The organism is Desulfovibrio intestinivivus (genome assembly GCF_053570665.1).
In genome coordinates this window covers 2,233,319-2,254,742 of the sequence record NZ_JBRBQT010000001.1, presented here as the reverse complement: position 1 = coordinate 2,254,742, position 21,424 = coordinate 2,233,319, and the positions used below count along the sequence as shown (strand labels likewise).

Genomic DNA, 21,424 nt, shown 5'->3' with positions numbered 1-21,424 from the left:
CCATGAACACGCCTCTTCAACAAAAATGCTGCTGCAAAAACAATGCGGTGCAGACCCACAAAGCGCCAGAAGCGCGCGCCTGGAACCTCAGATACGCTGGGGCTATTACCGCCCTCGGCGCACTGTGGTGGCTGACCTATTCCTTCATCCAGCCTGCGGCGCACTGGCTGGCTGTGGGCCTCATGGGTTTTGCCCCTGGCTCGCCCATTGCTGAATCCGTGGAATTCTTCTTCTATGACACGGCAAAAATTCTGCTCCTGCTGGTGGCGCTCATTTATGCCATTGCATGGACGCGGGCCGGGCTCAACGTGGAGCGGGTGCGCGATTATCTGAGCGGCAAGGCAAAGGGTGTAGGCTATTTTCTCGGCTCCGCCTTTGGCGCTATTACGCCATTTTGCTCCTGCTCAAGCATACCGCTGTTTCTTGGCTTCACCACGGCCAGCATCCCCCTGGGCATCACCATGTCCTTTCTCATCACCTCGCCGCTTATCAACGAGCTGGCCGTTGTTTTACTGTGGGGCCTGCTGGGCTGGAAGATCACCGTGGCCTATGTGGTTGTGGGCATGATCGCTGGCATCATTGGCGGCTGCCTCATGGACGCCATCAAGGCCGAGCGCTGGCTGCACCCCTTTATTCTTGAGGCCATGGCCAACATGCCCGCGCAGGCGGAAGAAGCCAGCGGCACGGATGCCGCCCAGGCTTGCTCCCCGCAGATCACTCTGCGCCATCGGCACGATTTTGCTTGGTCTGAAACATCCACCATCTTTCGCCGCGTTTGGAAGTGGGTGATCATCGGCGTTGGGCTGGGCGCGGCCCTGCACGGCTTTGTGCCGGAAAACTGGTTTGCCGAGCATCTTGGCGCCGGGGAATGGTGGTCGGTGCCGCTTTCCGTCCTGCTGGGCATCCCCCTGTATTCCAGCGTGACGGGCATCATCCCGGTTATGGAAAGCCTGTTGACCAAGGGCTTGCCCATCGGCACCACTCTGGCCTTCTGCATGAGCACGGTTGTGGTCAGCCTGCCGGAAATGCTCATGCTGCGGCAGGTCATGACAGGCAAACTGCTGGCTGTTTTTGTTGGTTATCTTTTGCTTATGTTCACCCTGGTGGGCTGGCTGTTCAATCTGACCGGATCATTTCTGGCGTAACTTTCAGGAGCAAAATTAATGGAAATCAAGGTATTCGGCCCCGGCTGCGCGCGTTGCGTAGAGGCGGAAAACGTGGTGCGTCAGGCTGCGGAACAGGCTGGCGGTGAAATTTCGGTACTCAAGGTATCTGATTTCAGAGAAATCATGGCGGCGCGCATCATTTCCACCCCGGCGGTAATGGTCAACAGCCAGATCAAATGCACGGGCAGGGTTCCCACCGTGGATGAGGTCGCCAGCTGGATTGCGGAGGCCAAGGCTTAATCCCTGGCTCCCTCCCTTGCCATTGCCAACACATACTCAGATGTTTTCGGCCCGCCGCGCAGATGCAACCCGCTTGCCCTGCGCGGCGGGTCACGTTATTGTCGGGCATTGTTCCGAGTGCTATTTCGCATACTTCCACCAAGGCCGACCCCAATGCACTATCCCCACATTGCCCTGCTGAAAACCAAGTGCCTTTTTCTGGTTGTGGTCATGCACTGCGTCATGTTTTACGCCACGCCCTTTCCGTTCTGGAAGCTCTATGCGGATACCCCGCAGCCCTGGGCAGATTTGTTCACGGCCATCTCCGGCTCTACCCTTATCCAGTGCTTCATGTTTGCATCGGGCTTTCTGTTTGCCGCCTCGTGGGATGCCGGCAAGCGCACCCCCCTGCAACACGCGCTGCACAGGGGGCGCAGACTCCTGCTGCCCTGGTTTGGCGTGGGCATGCTCTGGGTAGCCCCGCTCTACACGCTCTTTTCCATCCCCGCGTTTGGACATCCGGCGGACGCAACACTGCTTGAAACGTGGAAATCCGTTTCGCTCGGCCTGTTTACAGACCACCTGTGGTTCTTGCTGGTGCTGTTCTGGATCACCCTGTTCTGGATTATCGCCCTGTGGGTGCTGCAAAAGCTGGGGCACGACACGGCACTTACCGGCGGCATGGTGGCCCTGGTGGCCGCACTGTGCCTGCAGAACTATGGCGGCTGGCTCAAGTGGTATTGCCTGTGGGAAGCGCCTTCGTTCATTCTTTGTTATTACATGGGCATTGTTGCGTTCAGAAATCACGAGGCCCTCAATGCCTTGTGCCGCGCCCGCCCGCTGGCACTTGGGCTTGGACTCACGGCGCTGATTGTTCTGCTGTGGCCCTATGCGGGCGCGCCTGTGAGCGGCTGGGGCGTGTCTCTGCTCTGCGCCCTGCTGGTGTATCATATGTTCTTGCTCACAGCAGGGCTGTACCCGCTGTTGCAGTCTTTTGCTCCCTTTGCATGGTTTGAGCGCAACGGCTTTCGCTTTTATCTTTTTCATCTGCCCACGCCCCTGCTAGTCTTCATGTGGCTTTACAAGCCCTTGCAACTGCCGCCCGTTGCCTTTGTGCTGCTGAACATTGCCATTACCCTAACGGTGACGACTGCCCTTGTGGCCGCAAGCCGCAAGCTGGAAGAAAAGTTGGGCATAAGACTGTAACAGCATTCAGGATCAGGCGTTTCCCCCTGTGCAGGAGCATAATTCCTAACGCGCATGTATTGCGGCACTGCGCCAAGATTTTTCTGGAGGAAATACCATGATGGGGTTCTTGAAGCTGGTGTTGGCCTTTGCCCCTTGGCTGTCGTTTCTGATCATCGCGCACGGCAGCATGTTTCGGCTGGAGCTTGGCCTTGGCATCGCTCTGGCCCTCAGCATCCTCATGGGTGTGCTCAAGCTGCATCGTGGGGTGATACTGTGGGTGGGGCTGGCCTTTTTCAGCGCGGCATCCATACTTGTGATCGGCTTTCAGAACATCTGGACAGTGCGGTACATGGGCGTGCTTGCCAATGGTGCGTTGGCGCTTGGCACATGGGCAGGAGTCGTCATGCGCAAGCCGTTTACCCTCGATTACGCCAGGGATCACACCGATCCGGCGCTCTGGGATTCCCCTATCTTTCTGCGCACAAACATGATTATTACTTCTGTCTGGGGTGGGGCATTCACCTGCAATGCCCTGCTGGCGTGGCTCAAAATGAAGGAGTTCTTTTTTTCAGAACTTACCTACGAGCTGATCTCCTACACCCTGCTCATAGGTGTGGCCGTGTTCACCCAGTGGTACCCGGCCTATCTGCGGCAGTTGAGGGCAAAACAGGTAGAAATGGCATAAAATTTTTCCGAACATTGATCCGGCGTTCCCTGATGCGCGTGACATCTGCAGATACCACGCTTGCGCCCAATGCTCTTGCAGATTGCATATTGACAAGAGGGCAGAAGGGGAGCATGCGCTTTAACACATCATGTATGGGCCTGTTCGCAGGCCCGAATTTTTTGTAACCGTCAAGGATACCTAGCCATGAGAAAGAGCGCCATGATCTTTGCCCTGCTGCTGGTAAGCACCTTCATGCTTACGGCATGCGGCTCCAAGTACATCGCCGTTACCAAGGATTACACTATCTACATCGGCACCAAGAAGCCTGTTATCAATCCCGAAAACGATTCCGTGAGCTTTGAGGACGACACAGGCAAAACCCACACCATCCCCCGCGAAGACTTGAAGCAGGTTCGTCCCCTGCCCTAGCGTTTTTTTGCCTGACCGCCCAGCGCGGCAAGCGTGCAAAAGAGCAGCCGCCTTACAGCTCCATCTGGAACCGTAAGGCGGCTGCCTTAATTTATGCCGTAAAATGAATTTTAGAACACGGGCACGATGCCGCGTTCAACCAGATTCTTCTGGATGTATTCCTTCACTTCGGGGGACTGCACGGCCTTCATAAGGGCCTTGGCCTTGGGGCTGTCCTTGTCTTCATTGCGCACAACAATGATGTTGGCGTAGGGAGATTCGCTGCCTTCCATCACAAGGGCGTCACGCGAGGGCACCAGACCGGCTTCGCCAGCAAAGTTGGTGTTGATGACCGAAGCGGTCACGTCGTCAAGGGTGCGGGGCAGCTGGGCCGCGTCAAGCTCGTGGAACTTGAGGCCAAGGGGGTTCTTGGTGATGTCGGCCACGGTAACGAGCGCGCCGGGCTTGATGGTGATAACGCCGTTGGCTTCCAGCAGGCGCAGGGCGCGGGCTTCGTTGGTGGGGTCGTTGGGCACGGAAACGCTGTTGCCCTTCTTGAGATCGGCAAGCTTTTTGATCTTCTTGGAATACACGCCCAGGGGTTCGATATGCACCTTGCCGATGGAAACAAGGTCAAGCTTCTTTTCCTTGTTCATGTTGTCAAGGTAGGGTTCGTGCTGAAAGAAGTTGGCAAACAGCTGCTTGCTGGCCAGCGCCATGTTGGGCTGCACGTAGTCGGTAAATTCCTTGATGACCAGGTTGTAGCCTTCCTTGGCAAGCAGGGGCTTGGCCGCCAGCATAATGTCCTTATGCGGGAAGGGGGTCACGCCGACAACAATGTCTTCAGCGGCGAACGAGGGGGCGGCCAGCGCCAGAACCATGGCCAGAGACAAAAGCAGACGTTTCATAAGCGCTCCTGCAAGGGTAAAGGGTAAAAAAGTTCACACGCCGCCGCAGGGCTACCGCAAAATCTTGTACAGGAAATTGCAGACGCCCTGAATGAGCAGCACGAGAAGGCAGAGAATAATGACCGAATACACCATGATGTCGACCTGAAAGCGGTTGTAGCCGTATTTGACGGCCAGATCGCCCAGCCCGCCGCCGCCCACGGTTCCGGCCATGGCCGAATACCCCAGCAGCGTAATGGCGATAACAGCCACGTTCAGCACAATGGAAGGCAATGCTTCAGGAATCAGCACGCGAAAGATAATCTGCGTGTTGCTGGCCCCAAAAGACCGCGCAGCTTCAATAACGCCCCTGTCCACCTCAAGAAAGCAGGTTTCGATAAGCCGCGCCACAAAGGGGGCGGCCGCGATGGTCAGCGGCACTATGGCCGCCGCGCTGCCAATGGAGGTGCCCACCACAAAACGGGTAAAGGGAATGAGCGCAATGAGCAGAATGATAAAGGGGAAGGAACGCAGCAGATTGACCACAAAATCCACGGCCTGATACACCGAACGGTTGGGCTTGAGGCCGATGGGATTGGTCACGATCATGAGGATAGCCAGCAAAAAGCCCGAAATGAGCGAAAACAGCGTGGAGAGCAGCACCATGTCCAGCGTTTCCCACGTTGCCGTGATAATTTCCGGCAGCTTGTCCAGAAACCGCTCCCACAGCGGGTAGTAGGCCGCAAGGCCGCTCATGTTCTCAATCATGCTTGTTCACCCGCGTTTTCAGAATAGGCCAGAATCTCCCAGAACAGGTTCTGCGTTTTCAGATAATGCAGCACTGCGTCCAGGTCTTTGTCCTGCACGTTGATGATAAGAAAGCCGAAAACATCGTCGAGGTAGCGTTCAAGCTTGCCGCCAACGATGGAAAAATCAATGCCCAGGGTGCGTGCCATCTGCGTGATGACGCTCTGCTGCGAAATTTCGCGCGGGAACATGAGGCGGATGTTGGTGCCGCCGGGAATGAGCGTGTACTCATCCTCCACCATGGCGTGCATTTCCTTGGTGGGCGACAGAAAGAGATTTTCCGTCTTGCCCATGGCCACGGTTTTGCCGCCGTCGAGCATGAGCAGGCTGTGGCAGAGGCGTTTGACCACTTCCATCTGGTGCGTAACCATGATGATGGTGAGGTTGAGCCGCCTGTTGATGTCTTCCAGCAGGTCGAGAATGGACGAAGTGGTCTTGGGATCAAGGGCGGAGGTGGCCTCGTCGCACAGCAGCACGCGGGGATTGAGCGCCAGCGCACGGGCAATGCCCACGCGCTGCTTTTGCCCGCCGCTCAGGTTCTGCACACGCTGTTTGGCCCTGTCGGCAAGGCCCACAAGCTCCAGCAGTTCCATAACGCGCTCTTCGCGTTTGGCAACGCCCCACAGCGAAAGCGGAAAAGCCACGTTGTCGAACACGTTTTTGCGGGACATGAGATTGAAATTCTGAAAAATCATGCCCATTTTGCTTTGCAGCATACGCAGGGCCGTGCCTTCAAGGGAGGCAACTTCAACGCCCATAACTTTGACACTGCCCATCTGGTAGGGTTCCAGGCCGTTAAGGCAGCGCAGCAAGGTAGACTTGCCCGCGCCGGAATGCCCCACTATGCCGAAAATCTCCCCCTCGTGCACGTGCATATTGATCTCTTGCAGCACAAGGTGACTTCCGTAGAGCTTGCCAAGATTGGTTACCTGAATCATGCGATGGTTCCTGAGCCTGTTTTCGGTGTCGCCAGACAATGCGATATTTGTCCGCGAAAGTAAAGAATTCACGCAGGCACAGCATGAATAACCCGGCATTCTACCCCAAGGCGGCGTTCAAAATCAAGCTGCCAGCGGAGGCCCCGCCTGCGGCGGCGCGCAGGGGCAAACAAGGCCCGTAATGCATTTCTTCGTGCGGGCAGTATCCGCTCTCTCCCGCGCATTTCTGTTGCCGCCCCCATTGCCGCCCCTGCGCCGAGGGAAGGCAGCCAGCATGTGATGCCGGTCATGGACAGCCATACGAGATGGTGACACAACCAGTGGCGCAATTGTTTACTTGAACAGTCTGAAAGGATATTCCGCCCATGAACCAATCTGCCGATTCCGCGCAAAGGGCTGCACAGCCCACAGCGCCAGCGTATACCCCCCTCGCAAGCAATCCTCCCAAACGCCGCCTCACCCCCACCCTGCTGCGACGCTGCATACAGGGCGCATTCGCCATTTTTCTTGTTTGGGTGGGCTGGAATTTTTACCTCTACGTGCAGTGGGCCACGGGAAAAAGCCAGACGTTCACGCCCAAACCGCCCTCGGTGGAAGGCTTTTTACCCATCAGTGAACTCATGGCCGCGCGCCGCCTGTTTGAAACCGGCATGTGGGACGTTGTGCACCCTGCCGGGCTGACGCTCTTTTTGGCCATCGCCCTCATGGCCCTGCTGTTCCGCAAGGGATTTTGCGGCTATATCTGCCCTGTGGGCCTTGCCTCCAACCTGTTGGGCCGCCTTGGCAAGCGCCTGGGCCTGAACCGCAACCCGCCGCGCAAGCTGGAGCTGGCGCTCCAGGCCATCAAGTATATTCCACTGGTATTGCTCTGTTATTTCAGTTTTTTTGCCATGAGCGTAGACGAAATTGATGCCTTCATGGGCGCGCCCTTCAATATGGTGGCCGATTCAAGCATGCTGTTTTTCTTTTTGCGGGCTTCAACCACCACCTTGATTGTGGTTGGCGTGATTGTGGCGGCCTCGCTGGTGGCGCGCAATGCGTGGTGTCGTTTTCTCTGCCCTTACGGCGCGTTTCTGGGAATTCTGGCATTGGCAAGCCCTGTGGCGGTGCGCCGCAATGCGGCCACCTGTACAAGCTGCCGCCGCTGCCAGCGCGCCTGCCCTTCGGCCATCGCCGTGCACGAAAAAACGCGCGTCAATTCTCCGGAATGCCTTGGCTGCACCGCCTGTATTGAAGCCTGCCCGCAAAAAGACTGCCTCCATCTTTCTGCGGCCCGCAGCCGGGTGCCCTTCTGGACAGTTGCCGTTGGCTGCCTTGTGGTGCTTTTTGCCGCGTACCTCTGGGCCGTGGGCACCGGGCACTGGGTTTCAGAAATTCCCCCGGCCATGCTGCGGCGCTTCCACATGATCCAGTTTGGCGGATAGACGGTCATTCGCCTCAGGGGTTTATAAAAACAGCATGGCGGCAAAGGTTTTTCCTTTGCCGCCATGCTGTCATTTATGATTGGGCCGTAGCCTTTTTACCAAACCGGCGCTTCTGCCGGGTCGCGCTTGATGTGGCAGGCCTGACAATCCGTTGCACGGGGCTTTTCAAGCTTCATACGCGTGTGGCAGTCCATGCAGCGCTGGTGATAGGCAGCCTTGAGCAGGGGCCTGCCGTCCGGCATGGTAGTTACGCCAGCGGGCAAGTTTGCGGGATGGCACGAAACGCAACGCGGCGGCGTCATGCCCTCTTTAAGGCGCGGGCTGTTGTGATGGCAGGCGGCGCACTCCAGACCATCCTTGGCATGCATGCCTTGCAGGCCTGCGGCCTTGCGGCCAATGCCAGCCCGCAGCTTTTGCAGATGCTGCGCATGGGCAAAGTCCACCGGGCGGAATTCCTTGCTCATGAGCTCTATGCGCACTTTTTCGGGCAGGCCGTCAGAAACAGGCCCAAGCTTGGGCGCGTCAGTCACCTCCGCGGCTAGCTGAGAGCCTTGAGCAGGAGGCGGCGTTACCGCAGGTTGCAGCACCTTGGCCGCAGCAGCGTTGGCTGCCGGGTCGGGCTTTGCAGTCTGATTTTTGTCCGGCGGCGGCAACAGGATGGCAGAAGACGCAAGCGCTGCTTCCGAGGCATCGGCAGACTGCTGCGCAGCCTTCACTGCGGCCTCCACGGGCAGCAGGATAGCCGTGGGCGCAAGCTTGGCGTTCTGCTGGGCATTCTGGGCGGGCAGGCTTTGCGGCAGGGCCGGGGCTTCCAGCCCAACAGTTCCGTTTGCCTTCTCAGCGGCCTGGGACGAAGGCAGATTGCTGGGCAGCATCAGCCCCACAGTGCCCTTCACGCCGGGGGCGGCGCGGTGGCAGAAGGCGCAGTTGCTGCCGCTCTTGCTCACGGGCCTTGGCGTATGGCAACCCGCGCATTCCGGCGCGGAGGTGGTCAGGCTGGTGTGGCAGTTCACGCAGGAATTTTTGGACGTAACAGAGTGCATGGCCTGCGCCAGCGGAATATTCTTGCCCTTGGGGTCGCCGCTGGGCGTGTGGCAGGTGATGCACGACTGCTTGACGCTGGTGTGGTGGCAATCCACGCAGTTGAGCGCCCTTTCGTGCAGGCCGTGGTCAAAAGGCACGGCAGGCATGACCGTAGGCCATTTGGGCCCCTGCGGATACAGAGGCGAAAGCGGCACCTGGGGCGGCGTGACCTTGTCGGTCAGCACCACGCCCGTGGGCCTGTTCATGGTCATGATGGAGGGGCTCGCCTCAAAGCGGGGCAAGGCCTCAAAGCGCGCCTTGTCATGACAGGTGGCGCAGTCCACAGGGCCGTGCGGCAGCTTCTGCTCCGCCAGCGAAGCGTGACACTTCATGCACACTTCATGCGCGGCGGCGCGCAGGGGCGGCGGCGTATAGGCGGCATCTTTGGTGGCAAGTGCCGAACCGGGGCCGCTTTCGTGACAGGTGCGGCACGAATCGATATTTGGCGGCAAGGTGGGTGAAAAATCCTTGGCATGGTGACAGGTCACGCAACGCTGGGGATCATTCTCTGCCAGTATTGCACCGGGGGCCAGACCGGGCTGCGCCTTTACAGGGAACGCGCCGGAGGTCAGATGCCGCTGGTGCAGGGAGGCGTCCATCTGCGGCTTGTAAGGCTTTTGCGCGGGCAGCTCTGCGGCATCGGCGATGGTGTGACAATCGCGACACTGCGCCAAGGACGGCCCAGCGCCCTTTTGCGCATGGCACGTGGCGCAGGCCGCATGAAAGGCCTCCTTGCGCGCGGCAGGATCGCTGGAATTCATGCCCGCAAAGGCGCTGAACACCGGCGTTTGCATAATATTGACCGGCAGGCCCGCGCTGTTCTTCTCCACGCCGGGGCCAGCCGCGTGGCAGCTCGCACAGGCGTTGGCCTTGGCATGGGCCGCATGGTCAAAGGCCACAACAGGCATTTTAAGCTCCTTGGCGCGCTGACCGCCAAGGTAGATGGTGTTGCCCGCCAGAGGCGCGGAAGCTGCCTGGACACCAACAGCAGAAAAACACAGCGCCACGGCAAACACTGCACTGGCGGCCACAAACCGCATGGCGCAAGCAGAAACGAGGGCTGTACTACATATGGTTCGCATTAACTCCCCCTTGGGGACTTTGATCAGAAAAACCATCAGCGCAGCAACCGTGCAAACTGGCAACGGGGCGCACACCACAAAAAAACATGCCCGGCAACAAGGTGCAGCAAGAGCCAGAGTCCATACCCCGGTATGCCCGAGCGGGCAAGCAGGCCCGTAAACGGCAGCAGCACCAGCAGGGCCATAAGCCGCCAGTCCGCCTTTGTGGCGGCAGCGCGCAGATCGGCCAGCAGCAGATGACGCAACGGCAGGGCCAGCGCCCCAAGCGTCAACAGCACAGCAAGGCCGTCCGCCCAGCGAAAGGCCATGCCCGGCCAGTCAAAGCCCAGGCCGCGCCCGATGAGCACCGCATGGCCGGGGGCAAACAGCAGCACCACCAAGGCCATGAACAGCAGCCAGAAAATGGCGTCGTTGACCAGCACGCGCACAGGCCACTGCCCGCGCAGCAGATCAAGCGGCACAAGGCGCGCGCGCCAGCGGACCGCGAAATCCGCGGGATTGCAGCCGCTGGCCTTGCACTGGCGCAGGCGCAGCACGCACCCGGCCAGACATCCCAGCAGGGATATGAGCAGCCCCCAGCCAGTGAGAAAGGATATCAGCGTTGTCATAACGTGCTCCAGCCTAATCCTTGCCGTTCAGAAAGAGGTAAAAGCCCAGCAGGCCGAACAGGGCAAAGCAGATGAAAATAAACATCCAGCCCGTGCCGGACATCAGGGATGCGTAAAGCGAATAAAATACCGTTTGCATGGCGTCCTCCCTGTCAGGCTTCGGGTTTGTAGTCAGGGTGATCGCGCAATACGGGCATCTTGGCGCACACAAAGCGGTACACCGTCACAAGCCCCACCAGCATGAACAGCGAAAGCGTGATCTCGCCCAGCGAGGGAAAATACTTGAGGTGCGTGGGCAGATTGTAGTTGTAGGCCACAAGGCTCACGTCCATGCGGTTGAGCATGACCCCAAACACAGCCAGCCCCGCCGCAAGGCGGATCATGCCGTAACGCCGCTCGCGCACGCCTACGGCAAGCATGAAGGCAGGCACGATGACCAGGGCCATCTCCAGCAACCACAAGAGGCCGTAACCGCTGAACACGTACTTCCAGCCATTGTCGAGCGTGAGGCCGCCGATCTTGATGACAAAATAGCCCATCATCACCAGCGAAGCGCCCCGCGCAAGGCTCAGGCTCACGCCGTCAAAGCTCTTGGCGTGGTTTTCGTCCATGTACTTGTGCATGCCCGCGTGGGCCAGCGTGCCTTCAAAGATCACCATGGAAAGCCCGGCGTAGAGGCTCGACACAAAGAAATACACGGGCAGCCATGACGAGTACCACAGGGGGTGCATCTTGGAGGGAACCATCACATACAGCCCGCCCAGCGAAGACTGGTGCAGGGTGGAAAGGATGATGCCCAGCGCCACCAGCGGCATGATCAGCTTCATGAGCATGGCGCGCAGCTTGTTCCACCCCAGCCACTCGCAGGGGATCACAAACCACAGCACAGCCATGACGCAGAGGTAAAAGAACTCGCACACGCCCACGGTAAACAGGAGCGATGTGGTGCCCTGCGAAACAAAGACGGGATACGGCAGCCGCCAGGGCTGGCCCACATCGTACAGCAGGTCGGCGATGACAAAGGCGTAGCCGAAAAAAGCCGTGGTCAGTGCGGGCCGCCACATGGAACGCAGATTGTTGAAGCCGAAGATGTAATAGCCCGCCGCCAGCGTAAAGCCGCCAGCAGCAAGGGCCACGCCGCACAGGAGGTCAAAGCCTATCCACAGGCCCCAAGGGTAGTAATCATCAAGATTTGTGACTGCGCCGATGCCCCAGCCAAAGCGCATGACCGTGGCTACAGCTCCGCAGAACAATATGACGGCGGTGATGATGTTGCCCGGCGTGTTGAGCAGGCCAAGCGTATTTTTCAGCAATTCCGAAGGCTTCAGCATTGTCCGCCTCCCTGGCCCTTTTCAGGATTATGGTCAGCGGGCTTGCAGCCGCAGGCTTGTGAATCGTTTTCTGCATGGGCGTCAGCGCAGCTCTGGCCTTTTGCCTGCTGGGCTCCCTCGCTGCGGGCCTGCTCCACCATTTTTTTGTAATGCTTGCTCATGGAATACGCACCGCCCAGGATCACCGGCCATATACCGGCAATAACGGCAATGGAGCCAAGCATGCCGCGCGTAAGTTCCGGCGCGGAAACAGCGGGCACATCCGGCTGCCCCAGATCGGCATGCGGCACGGGCGAAAGGTACAGCCAGTTGGTGCCGCCCATCTCGTGCTCGCCATAGATGTGGTCTTCGTACATGCCGGGATTGTCCATGATGCGGCGGCGGGCCAGTTTGACAAGGTCGCTGCGCCGCCCAAAGACCAGAGCCTCCTTGGGGCAGGCCTCCACGCAGCCGGGCAACAGGCCCTGCTTGAGGCGCGGGGCGCACATGGTGCATTTGTACACCAGCGGATTCCAGGCGTTGTTGTAGTCGTAGGCAGGCACGTAGAAAGGACAGGCCATCATGCAGTAGCGGCACCCCACGCAGAGCTTGGGGTTGTACACTACCGGGCCTTCCTCTGTTTTTACAAAGGCTTTGACAAAACAGGCCGAAGCGCAGGCCGGTTCCTGACAATGATTGCACTGCAACTTGCGGAACACGGGGGCATGCCCTTCCGGCTGATATTTGTTGACCACCGTGTAGGCCTTGAAGGTCGGCCTGCGGGTCTGCTCAAATACCGAGCTGTCGTCAACAGGCTTTTCCAGAGGCGGCAGCACGTCAGCATTGACCTTCTGGCAGCCTTCCTCGCACTTGCGGCAGCCGATGCAGCGCACTGAATCATGCAGCACGCCCACGGCATCGGGGCTGCCGTCATAGACAAAGGGGGCTGCCCCGGCAGCACCGGGAAGCGCTGCTCCGGCCACGCCGCCGAGGCCCAATATTTTCAAAAACTGTCTGCGCCGCATGGCGATCCTCCCCTGCTTGCGCATTGCATCATTTCATGCCCCATGTCTGCCGTGGGGCAAGCCGCCAAGGCGGCGCCGTAAACACGCCCCTGCGGCCTATGGGCTGGCAATGGCCCCCACGTCCTCTTTTTCCGCCAGAAAGGCGGCGTAATCCTCATCGAGGTAGCGGGTGGAATACAGATACACCGTGCCCACGGAGCTTTCCGTAAACCTGATGTCCGCGTATTCCTCAGTTTCCGCCATATCGCGCAGGCACTGCTGCAAGGCTTCGGCCTCAAAAAGAAAAGGCGGGTATTCAAATATCTCAAGGGGCACAGGCCGGGGGTAGTCGCGCGAGCTGTCGCGCACCACGCTGGCGACCTGCACCATCCGGTTGTTGGCAGTGGAAAGAATACCCGCATACAGGCTGCTCATCTGCGGCTTGTAATGATAGTATTCCTTGCTGTCCCAGGCGGTAAAAGCCGCCACGTCTTCACTTTCGGCCAACAGTTCGGCCAGCAGGGCCACCGCGTATTCGCGCTCCACCACGCGGGGAGCAGCAGCGGCCTCTGCGGGTTCCGCTACGGGTGCAGATTCCTGTGCCTGCGCCGGGTCAGATCCTGGCTCCGCCAGCGCCTCTGCGGGATGCAACAGCGAACTCAGCAACTGCCTGCGGCTCAGCAGACGGCGGGTTTTGCGCAGGCCCGGCACTTCCGGGTCAGGGGCAGAGCCGGGCTGGGCCTTTTCCATGGCCTTGATGCGGGCCATATCTGCGGTCACGGTCTGGGAATCCGGCCCTTCAAAACGCGGGTCGGGCAAAGCTTCCAGCTCCTGACGCACCTGGGCAACGGTAACGGGCGGCGCAAGCGCCGCGCGTTCCATAAAAGCGGCCAGCAGTTCATCGGCGGTCACAAGGCGTTCATCACTGCTGAAATCGGCCAGTGTTTCCACCAGCAGCACCTTGTCGGCCTTGCGCTGATCCACCAGTCGACGGCCTTCGGCCTCTTCTACCTGATGGGTGGTGCCGATTGGCCCCGTTTCCGGAGCGGCTCCGCCGCCCCCGTCAAGGGGGGCGGCCGCCTGCGCCTGATTCTGGGCCTGATTCTGGGCCTGATTCTGATCGTTCATAGGCTCTCCAAGGTTACGCGCCGGGGACCAGCTTTTCCTTGGTCATGGTATCGGCCACGTCATTGAGGCCCAGCGAACGGTAGTGGTTCGCGCTGGGCAGGCCGGATTTCACATCCCAGCCCTGCACTTCGTAGAACAGGTCGAGGCTCTTTTCGATATCGGCCTTGTCCATGCGGATGGTGCCCTTGGTGAAGGGAGCCTTGTTCTTTTTGTCTTCAAACAGCCAGTTGGGGTACTGGTCGTGCTTTTTACGCATGTCCGTGGTCTGCATCTGGCGCGCGGTATAGGCGCGGTGCAGGTTAAAGGCGCGCTCTGCGCAGCGGTCCAGTTCCTTGACGTCCAGGTTGTGCCCGGTGAGGACGCGGTAATATTTGCTCTCAAGGCTGTTGTCGCCCATGTAGCCATCCTGCTTGTTGGGTGTGGAAATCCACGGCCCCATCCAGTTGCAGAACGAAAGCATGTCGTGCAGTTCCTTGCGCTCGATGGACCACTTGGCGCGGATCATCTTGTACTTGTTGGTGGGCTTGTAGTCGCCGATGGCGTCCACCGCATCGGCAGAACCCCAGAAGTGTTCGGCAAGGCGCTTTTGCACATCAATGGGCAGGCCGCTGCGCACAAAGTTGCAGTTGGAGTGGCACATGGGGTCGCGGTTGTACTGGGTGTTGATGACGCACCCGGTCTGGCCGTCGTCCTCGTTGGCGTGATGCTTGGGGTGCCCCATCTTCCAGTAGACTGTGCGGTGATCGTCCTTCCACTTTTCTTCGGGGATGCCCATTTTTTCAAGCATGTAGCCAGTGCCCATGCCCAGAAGCTGGCCGAACTCGCCTTCCTTGTAGGCAATGCGATGCACGGCTGTCTTGATGAATTCGGGATTGCAGGCGTCCACCATTTCCCAGGGAATGGACTTGTATTCGTCCGCGCCGAGCTTCTGCTTCCAGATGCCGTCTTCGTACATATTGCTGAAATCGCGGAACAGCTGGCCGTAGTTTTCCCACACGCCAAGATCGTCCATGAGTTCAATGCCCACAAAACCGGCCTGCCGCGCAAGATCGCTCTTTTTGCGCGAAAGCTTGGGGAACCACTCGCGCCCGCCAAACATGCCCACGCAGGTATTGAACTGAATGGGGCTGACGCCGAACTTGGCCGCCGTGTCTTCGTCCTTCATCACTGTATAGCAGCGGATGGGGCAGGAAAAACAGCCGTTGTTGCGCACGGTGTACTGCCACACGTTGTCGCCCAGAAAATAGGCGGCATTGTTGGTGCGGTACGAAATGCGGTTGAGCGAGCGCACATCGTTTGTAAGGGTAACGGGGGCTTCAGATGCGCCCCAGCGCTTGCCCGGCGCGCCCACCCAGCGGGAACCGGCATCCCAGTACTCAAAAAGCGGGCTGGGGAAGTTGGGAACCACGTGCTGGTTGTTGGCGCCAATGATTGTGCGGTGGTAGTTGATGAGCTTTTCCCAGTCGGCCTTGTCGCCCGCGATATGCACGGGCTGGCTGCCCTGAAGGGCAATGGCCTTGAGCATCTTGGAGCCCATGACGGCCCCGATGCCGCAGCCTGCGGTGTGGGCGCGGCTGTTGACCACCACGGAATACGGAACCAGATTTTCACCGGCAGGCCCGATGGCGGCAACGGTACCGTCGGCCCCCACTTCTTCGCTGATAACGCGGGTGGTGCGGCGGGTGCCCTGGCCCCACACATGGCTGGCATCCTTGAGCCACGCCTTGCCATCGCGCACATGCAACCACACGGGGCGCTCGGCCTTACCCTCAATGATGAGGAAGTCGTAACCCGCGTATTTCAGGTGCTCGGCAAAGTTGCCGCCCATGTGACCGGAACCGATGAGGTGCTGCGGCCACGAAACAGGCATGATGGTTGTAACCGCCGTGCGTCCGCTGCACAAAGCGCCCGTACCGGCCAGCGGCCCCACGGCAAAAACTATCTTGTTGGCTTCGTCATAAGCCCTGGTCTTGGGCGCGACTTCGTCCCAAAAAACCTTGTAGCCAAGGCCCGTGCCGCCAATAAGGTCAAGATACTGATAGGTGTCTTCAACAGTGATGCGGCCCGTACTCAGATTGACCCGCAGGCCCTTACCCTGATAACCGCCAAATTTCCTTGCCATAAATTCCTCCGGCTCGCTGATGGAGCGTACTTCCTGTGAATGCCCGCTGCGCCTCGTTCTGCAAGGTGCAAGGGGTGCGCGCTACTGCTCGTATTTGAGGTTACGCGGCCCGCCGGGCGATTCCACATGGCAGGCGTTGCAGGCGGCGCGGCGGTCGTCGGGCACCATAAGCGAGAACGAACCGCGCGTGGTGGCCTCGCGGGTGCGGTCGCTCCACGGCACATAGCGCAGTGCGGCTGCCGGGCAGGCATCCACGCACTTGGGCGCGCCATTGCACAAAAAGCACTTGTCGGCCTTGCCCTGCTCTTCATCAAAGGTCATCACGCCCCAGGGGCAGGCCTTCTGGCACAGGCGGCAGCCCACGCAGCGGTCTTTGAGCACCATGCGCGTGCCCGTGCCCTTTTGAGCGATGATGGCATTTTGCGGGCAGGCAGTGGCGCAGGGCACCGGGTGCGGACACTGCTTGCAGGTATCCTGGATCACCAGCGAACCTGAGCCGTAGATGCCCTTGGTGGTGTTTTCCAGCCCGCCCTCCGGCCCAAACATGGCATTGCGGCTTATTTTGATGCGCGCAAGTTTGGGGTCGGCCTTGCCGTCGTTGAACTCCGTACAGGCAAGCTCGCACCGCTGACAGCACACGCAGAGGGTGGGGTCGCCCACGATCATGCCGGCTGCTTTTTCCATAATCACCAGCGGCGAGGCCTTCATGGTGGCCAGGGCCTCGGAAGCTTGCAGCGTGGCCAGCCCAAGGGCCGCGCAGGAAGTTACCTTGATGAATCCACGGCGCGAAAGGTTTTCGAGCAGCATATCTTCATCGGCACGTTTCAGTTTGCTCAGCATATCAGCCATACAGCGCTCCTTGTCATGATCGACAACGGCATCACGGCAGCACCAGCTGCCCGTTTTCATGATATATGTGCATGCTGCCGGACTTTACATTGCCCAGCAGAGTCAACCCGGTTGCGCGCGCCATGTCCACAGCACGCGACATGGCACGAGAAAGAGAGGCAAAAACAGGCACGCCGATGCGCACCGCCTTTTGCGCGATTTCAGAGGCAATGCGCCCACTGCTGATTATCATATGATCAGCGGGGTTCAGCCCTTCCACAAGCATGTAGCCCACAAGGGTATCAATGGCGTTATGGCGGCCAATATCAAGGCAATAAAAAACCATGCCCTGCCTGTTGAGCAGAGCTGCGTTGTGGCAGCCGCCTGTCTGGTGGAATACTTCGGAGCGTTCTTCCAGCTCTTGCGCGGCCCGCAGAATGACGCGCGGCTCCCAGCTGGGAACTTCCGCGCGCGGCATGCAGCGCAGTTTTCGGGCAGCCAGGGGAATGTTCCAGCCCATGGCCGAAGTGATGGTGAGCCTGGGGGCGGCCTGCTCCGTAGAACCAGCCGCCTTGCTACAGCAGGCCCCGCGCAACAGCACGTCCACCCGTACTTCTTCCGCCCCATCTGGAGGCGTTGCCCCGGAGGCGGCGGCAGGCAGGGGCGTTACGTCCACCCCGGCGAGATCATGCAGACTTTCAATAACACCGCAGGAATAGAGAAACCCCGGCACAAGGTAGCGCAAATGCTGCCCCGAACAGGCCACGCGCACAAAGGGCACGCCGTTGACATGCATGGTCAGCGTCTGCTCACGGCACGACAAGAATACGGACGGCGCAACCTTGCCGTTGCTGTAGGTCAGGATATCGTAACTGCGCACCGTGGCCGGGGGAGAAGCCAGCGGCAGAACATCGCCTGCGGTTAAGTTTTTGAGCAAAGCCATAACACCCCTTCCTTTACTATGCAGAGCCGCTGTCTTTACGGAGGCGGCAATTCCCGGCAATCCACAACGCCTGCCAGAGTGTGCCAAAGTTCATGGCAACCTGCGCCCTGGTCGGCCCGAGGCATCAGATTGTGGTCTGATACAGATTTGTTCTTTTTTTCACATCATTCCCGCAATGAACAATGTGCTCTTTTCAATTCTGGCTGATATTTTGTATGCTGGTAACAGGTGGAGAGGATAACCCTGAGCCAAATGTTGCCCGTAAACGGTGGGGGGGGATACCGCGGGGAAAACGTATTAACTCGCGCAACTGGTTGGCTCTGCGCAACAATTACCTGACAACCTTCATGGTTTTTATTGTTTGCGTGAACAAAGCTTAGGTAAATCGCTTTGTGCAGTCAAGCTCATGTGTTATTTTTCACCACATTAAATATTTCTTAACATACTAAAATATAACAATATTTACAATTTCATTGTAAATTACTATAGTTACAAAAATAAAAATTCAGCCAGTGGAGTGCAATCCACAAGGAAGGTCACGGCGTGTCCCTGTATTTTTGCCTGCGGGAAACTGCGGATATTACCGCCTTTATTGCAGGAGCAAACCCATTGCAGCCTGAACCTGTACCCGTAAACGCTGCCCTTGGCAGGGTGCTTGCCGCAGATATGCATGCGCCTGTTCCCTGCCCTTCCACGCACCGCTCCACACGCGATGGCTATGCGGTGTGCGCCGCAGACATTGCCGGGGCAAGCCCCGCAGCCCCGGTGCTGCTCCACATGACAGGAGAAAGCCGCATGGGCAGGCCCTGCGGCGGCACGCTGCAAAAAGGCGAGGCATGGCGCGTCTACACTGGTAGTACCTTGCCCAAAGGCGCTGACGCCGTGCTTATGCAGGAATTTGCAACGCTGGGGGATCAGCCGGCAGACTCAAAGGATGCTCCGCCAATGGTGGCAGTTTCCGCCCCCAGCGCAGTGGGGGAAAATATCCTTGCGCCCGGTGCGGACATGCCTCAGGGCGCGTTGCTGGCACAGGCGGGAACGAGGCTTGGGGCGCACCATATGGCCCTGCTTGCGCAATTTTTCAAAGAGGTGCCGCTGCACCGCAAGCCGGTGCTGGGAGTTCTTTCCACTGGTGACGAGTTTTGCGATTCTGACCCGCAGAACGGCTTTGCCGCCTGCCAGAGCAATACCAATGCCCTGCTTCTGGAGGGACTGGCCACCTCTCTTGGAGCAGGCTGCCTGCACCTCGGAATTGCGCCGGACAATGCGCAGGCTCTGGGTCAGCATCTGCACGCGGCCTTGCCCGGCGGCCCCACGCCTTGCGACGTTATTGTGGTTATCGGCGGTTCCTCCGGCGGCAAACGCGATTTCAGCGCCCAGGCCATAGCAGGCCTGCCGGGCTGCGAGATATGCGGGCATGACCAGCGGGTAAGCAGTGGCCGTCCTCTCACCCTTGCCCGCATGGGGCAGACAACTATATGGGGTTTGCCGGGGCATTCACTCAGCCTTGCACTGGCTGCGCAGGTTTTTCTGGCGCCCCTGCTGCAAAAGCTCGCCGGGCAGCAGGCCTCGCCGCAGCATATGAACCGGCAACCCTCCGTACTGGCGCGTCTTGGCCTTGCCCTGCCTGTGGAGGGAAACGCTCCAACCCACTACCCCGTGATGTTGCGGCGTGAGCATGGGCGCGTGACGGCCTGGCCCGTTGCCGCTGGCACTGGCAAAACCGCCGTGCTGCGCGACATGGATGGCTGGATAACCATGCCCGGCAGCAATGATATGTCCAGAGGCGGTTTACGCCGTGGCGCAGCCGTGCGTGTGCGCCTCTTTGCCTGACCCACCGTCCGTCTGCCCAGCACGCCACCAACTTGCCATGCCGTATGGCTGTGGCTACACTTGCAGGCACATCAACTGCAAACGGTGAAAAGCCATGCCCCCCCGCCCTTCTGCCCCACAGCAAACCTTCATTTCTCCGGACAAGTATCCGTATCTTGAAGTGCGCACCACGCTGCAAAGCACCCAGCCCTACGCCGAGCACTTCCATTCAACTTTTTCTTTTGGCCTGATTCTTGAGGGCGGCACCTGCTTTACGCTCATGGGGCAAGCGCATGAAGCGCTCAAGGGCGACATCGCCCTGATTGCCCCCGGCCTGCCGCACAGTTGCAATCCTCTGCACGGCAAGGCGCGCAGCTACCTTATGGCCTATTTTGACGCGGCATGGTTTGCGCGCAGCATCTGCCGCCCCCTGGGCATTGCCGAAGCGTATGAAGTAACCCTGCCCGTTGTGCGCGACCCTGCGCTTTTTCAGCAGGGAATTGCCGCCATGGAAGCTTTTTGCAACGGTGCGGACGATGCGGAAATACGTTTTGTGACGCTTTTCAGGCAGCTTCAATGGGGATACGGCTGCCTCGCCAACAGCGCTGAACATGCTGGCAAAAAGATGGACTATCCCCTTGCCGCCACAAACATTCTGCTGGCCGCCGACAGCGCGCCCGTGGCAGATGAAAACGGCCCGCATGAAACAGATCATGCGCCCGTTACATCTTTGGCCCGCAGGGCTGGCCTGCGGCGCGAGAGCTTTTCGCGCGCGTTCCGCCGCACCGCGGGCTTGCCGCCCAAGGCGTGGCTGCACTGCCTGCGGCTGGAAAAAGCCCGCGCCATGCTGCGGCAGGGCAAGAGCATTGCCGATGCGGCCCTTGCGGCAGGCTATGCCGATCAAAGCCACTTTCACCGCATGTTTGTTAAGTTTTATTCTGTCACGCCCGGCTGTTATCAACGGGGACGGTCACATTCGTACAATACGCGCAAACAAAAATAGGGTGTGCTGTCCGCAAGGAGGCCACCCATGTCTGTTTCCACACTGATTCCCGCTGCTTTTCCCGCGCTGGCGCTGGCGCACTTTCTTGCCCTGCTCAGCCCCGGCCCGGATTTTTTCCTTATTATTGGGCATGCCGTGCGACATCGGCTTCGCGGCTCGCTGCTTATCTGCCTTGGCATCGCCCTGGGCAATGCCCTGTATATCTGCCTGGCGGTTTCCGGCTGGTCGGTCATGCGGCAGATGCCCGCCCTGTACCGGGTGCTGGAGCTTGCGGGCGCGGCCTATCTGGCATGGCTGGGCTTTTTGCTGCTGCGGGCCAGCCGGGAGGCCGCCAACAGCAAGCCCTCGCCAGACCAGCCCACACTAGACCAGCACGCGCCAAGCCAACCTTCACATAACCAGACAGGTAGCCTCGCCACAGGCCATGCAAGCCCCCTCTCTCCCGGCAGACAATTGCTCACGGGGCTTGGCTCTGCCCTGCTCAATCCCAAAAACGCGGTTTTTTACCTCACGCTTATGACTGTCATCCTCGGCCCCTCCGCCACCCTGCCGCAGCAGGCCTTTGCCGGAGTGTGGATGACCCTGCTGGTCTTTGCCTGGGATGCCGCCCTTGCCGCCGCCATATCGCTGCCCGGCGCGCAGCGGGCGCTGGAAAAACGTATTCCGCTTATTGAAGGGCTGGCAGGGCTGACGCTTGCCAGTATTGCCCTCTGGCTGACGCTACGGCCCCTGTTTGCCTGAGCATGCCGTAACAAAGGCAGAAAGCCCGCGTCATTGCAACGCGGGCTTTCATTGTA

The 21,424-nt window shown here is 59.3% G+C and carries 21 protein-coding genes; 9 read left to right on the top strand and 12 right to left on the bottom strand.

Going from position 1 to position 21,424, the window contains the following annotated elements; translation table 11 throughout:
* Positions 1-2: 2 nt before the first annotated feature.
* From ACUZ9P_RS09765 to ACUZ9P_RS09745, 5 genes are all read left to right on the top strand, one after another.
* Positions 3-1,145, top strand: a complete 1,143-nt coding sequence (locus ACUZ9P_RS09765; RefSeq protein WP_449249552.1) for a permease — start codon at positions 3-5, stop codon at positions 1,143-1,145.
* 18 nt (positions 1,146-1,163) lie between these two features.
* Positions 1,164-1,406, top strand: coding sequence for a thioredoxin family protein (locus ACUZ9P_RS09760; RefSeq protein WP_449249551.1), 243 nt, complete (start codon positions 1,164-1,166; stop codon positions 1,404-1,406).
* A gap of 153 nt (positions 1,407-1,559) precedes the next feature.
* Complete coding sequence (locus ACUZ9P_RS09755; RefSeq protein WP_449249550.1) at positions 1,560-2,591, top strand: acyltransferase family protein; 1,032 nt, start codon at positions 1,560-1,562, stop codon at positions 2,589-2,591.
* Positions 2,592-2,688: 97 nt separating this feature from the next.
* Positions 2,689-3,258: a hypothetical protein gene (locus tag ACUZ9P_RS09750; protein WP_449249549.1), complete on the top strand. Its 570-nt coding sequence runs from the start codon at positions 2,689-2,691 to the stop codon at positions 3,256-3,258.
* Between the two features lie 186 nt (positions 3,259-3,444).
* On the top strand, positions 3,445-3,669 hold the full coding sequence (locus ACUZ9P_RS09745) for a YgdI/YgdR family lipoprotein (protein WP_298992721.1): 225 nt from the start codon (positions 3,445-3,447) through the stop codon (positions 3,667-3,669).
* A 110-nt stretch (positions 3,670-3,779) separates the two neighbouring features.
* On the opposite strand, the gene ACUZ9P_RS09740 is transcribed toward ACUZ9P_RS09745, so the two are convergent.
* The 3 genes from ACUZ9P_RS09740 to ACUZ9P_RS09730 are packed head-to-tail and all read right to left on the bottom strand — an operon-like array spanning position 3,780 to position 6,280.
* Positions 3,780-4,556, bottom strand: coding sequence for a MetQ/NlpA family ABC transporter substrate-binding protein (locus ACUZ9P_RS09740; protein WP_240824687.1), 777 nt, complete (start codon positions 4,554-4,556; stop codon positions 3,780-3,782).
* 51 nt (positions 4,557-4,607) lie between these two features.
* Positions 4,608-5,303, bottom strand: a complete 696-nt coding sequence (locus ACUZ9P_RS09735) for a methionine ABC transporter permease (RefSeq protein WP_022658505.1) — start codon at positions 5,301-5,303, stop codon at positions 4,608-4,610.
* Complete coding sequence (locus ACUZ9P_RS09730; protein ID WP_449249548.1) at positions 5,300-6,280, bottom strand: methionine ABC transporter ATP-binding protein; 981 nt, start codon at positions 6,278-6,280, stop codon at positions 5,300-5,302. Before ACUZ9P_RS09730 ends, ACUZ9P_RS09735 begins: the two co-directional genes overlap by 4 nt.
* Positions 6,281-6,645: 365 nt before the next feature.
* Between ACUZ9P_RS09730 and ACUZ9P_RS09725 the strand changes: the two genes are divergently transcribed.
* Complete coding sequence (locus tag ACUZ9P_RS09725) at positions 6,646-7,704, top strand: 4Fe-4S binding protein (protein ID WP_449249547.1); 1,059 nt, start codon at positions 6,646-6,648, stop codon at positions 7,702-7,704.
* A gap of 95 nt (positions 7,705-7,799) precedes the next feature.
* On the opposite strand, the gene ACUZ9P_RS09720 is transcribed toward ACUZ9P_RS09725, so the two are convergent.
* From ACUZ9P_RS09720 to ACUZ9P_RS09680, 9 genes are all read right to left on the bottom strand, one after another.
* Positions 7,800-9,869 carry a cytochrome c3 family protein gene (locus ACUZ9P_RS09720; RefSeq protein ID WP_449249546.1) on the bottom strand — a complete coding sequence of 690 codons (2,070 nt, stop codon included), beginning with the start codon at positions 9,867-9,869 and terminating at the stop codon, positions 7,800-7,802.
* Positions 9,870-9,904: 35 nt separating this feature from the next.
* Entirely contained in the window at positions 9,905-10,477 is a 573-nt protein-coding gene (locus tag ACUZ9P_RS09715) for a hypothetical protein (protein WP_449249545.1), read from the bottom strand.
* A 13-nt stretch (positions 10,478-10,490) separates the two neighbouring features.
* Positions 10,491-10,616 carry a hypothetical protein gene (locus tag ACUZ9P_RS09710; protein ID WP_022658500.1) on the bottom strand — a complete coding sequence of 42 codons (126 nt, stop codon included), beginning with the start codon at positions 10,614-10,616 and terminating at the stop codon, positions 10,491-10,493.
* A 13-nt stretch (positions 10,617-10,629) separates the two neighbouring features.
* Positions 10,630-11,808, bottom strand: a complete 1,179-nt coding sequence (nrfD, locus tag ACUZ9P_RS09705; RefSeq protein ID WP_298992730.1) for an NrfD/PsrC family molybdoenzyme membrane anchor subunit — start codon at positions 11,806-11,808, stop codon at positions 10,630-10,632.
* Positions 11,802-12,812: a sulfate respiration complex iron-sulfur protein HmcB gene (gene hmcB / locus ACUZ9P_RS09700; protein ID WP_298992732.1), complete on the bottom strand. Its 1,011-nt coding sequence runs from the start codon at positions 12,810-12,812 to the stop codon at positions 11,802-11,804. Before hmcB ends, nrfD begins: the two co-directional genes overlap by 7 nt.
* A 96-nt stretch (positions 12,813-12,908) precedes the next feature.
* Positions 12,909-13,919 carry a hypothetical protein gene (locus tag ACUZ9P_RS09695; protein WP_449249544.1) on the bottom strand — a complete coding sequence of 337 codons (1,011 nt, stop codon included), beginning with the start codon at positions 13,917-13,919 and terminating at the stop codon, positions 12,909-12,911.
* A 13-nt stretch (positions 13,920-13,932) separates the two neighbouring features.
* Positions 13,933-16,041: an aldehyde ferredoxin oxidoreductase gene (locus tag ACUZ9P_RS09690; RefSeq protein ID WP_449249543.1), complete on the bottom strand. Its 2,109-nt coding sequence runs from the start codon at positions 16,039-16,041 to the stop codon at positions 13,933-13,935.
* 81 nt (positions 16,042-16,122) lie between these two features.
* On the bottom strand, positions 16,123-16,890 hold the full coding sequence (locus ACUZ9P_RS09685) for a 4Fe-4S dicluster domain-containing protein (protein WP_240824696.1): 768 nt from the start codon (positions 16,888-16,890) through the stop codon (positions 16,123-16,125).
* A gap of 31 nt (positions 16,891-16,921) precedes the next feature.
* Positions 16,922-17,812 (bottom strand): formate dehydrogenase accessory sulfurtransferase FdhD, encoded by an 891-nt coding sequence (locus tag ACUZ9P_RS09680; protein WP_449249542.1) that lies wholly within the window; start codon positions 17,810-17,812, stop codon positions 16,922-16,924.
* A 543-nt stretch (positions 17,813-18,355) separates the two neighbouring features.
* Between ACUZ9P_RS09680 and ACUZ9P_RS09675 the strand changes: the two genes are divergently transcribed.
* The 3 genes from ACUZ9P_RS09675 (at position 18,356) to ACUZ9P_RS09665 (ending at position 21,368) form a co-directional block, all read left to right on the top strand.
* A complete protein-coding gene (locus ACUZ9P_RS09675; RefSeq protein ID WP_449249541.1) occupies positions 18,356-19,645 on the top strand; it encodes a molybdopterin molybdotransferase MoeA in 1,290 nt (429 codons plus the stop codon).
* A gap of 94 nt (positions 19,646-19,739) precedes the next feature.
* Complete coding sequence (locus ACUZ9P_RS09670; protein ID WP_449249540.1) at positions 19,740-20,627, top strand: AraC family transcriptional regulator; 888 nt, start codon at positions 19,740-19,742, stop codon at positions 20,625-20,627.
* A gap of 27 nt (positions 20,628-20,654) precedes the next feature.
* Positions 20,655-21,368: a LysE family translocator gene (locus ACUZ9P_RS09665; RefSeq protein WP_449249539.1), complete on the top strand. Its 714-nt coding sequence runs from the start codon at positions 20,655-20,657 to the stop codon at positions 21,366-21,368.
* Positions 21,369-21,424: the final 56 nt, after the last annotated feature.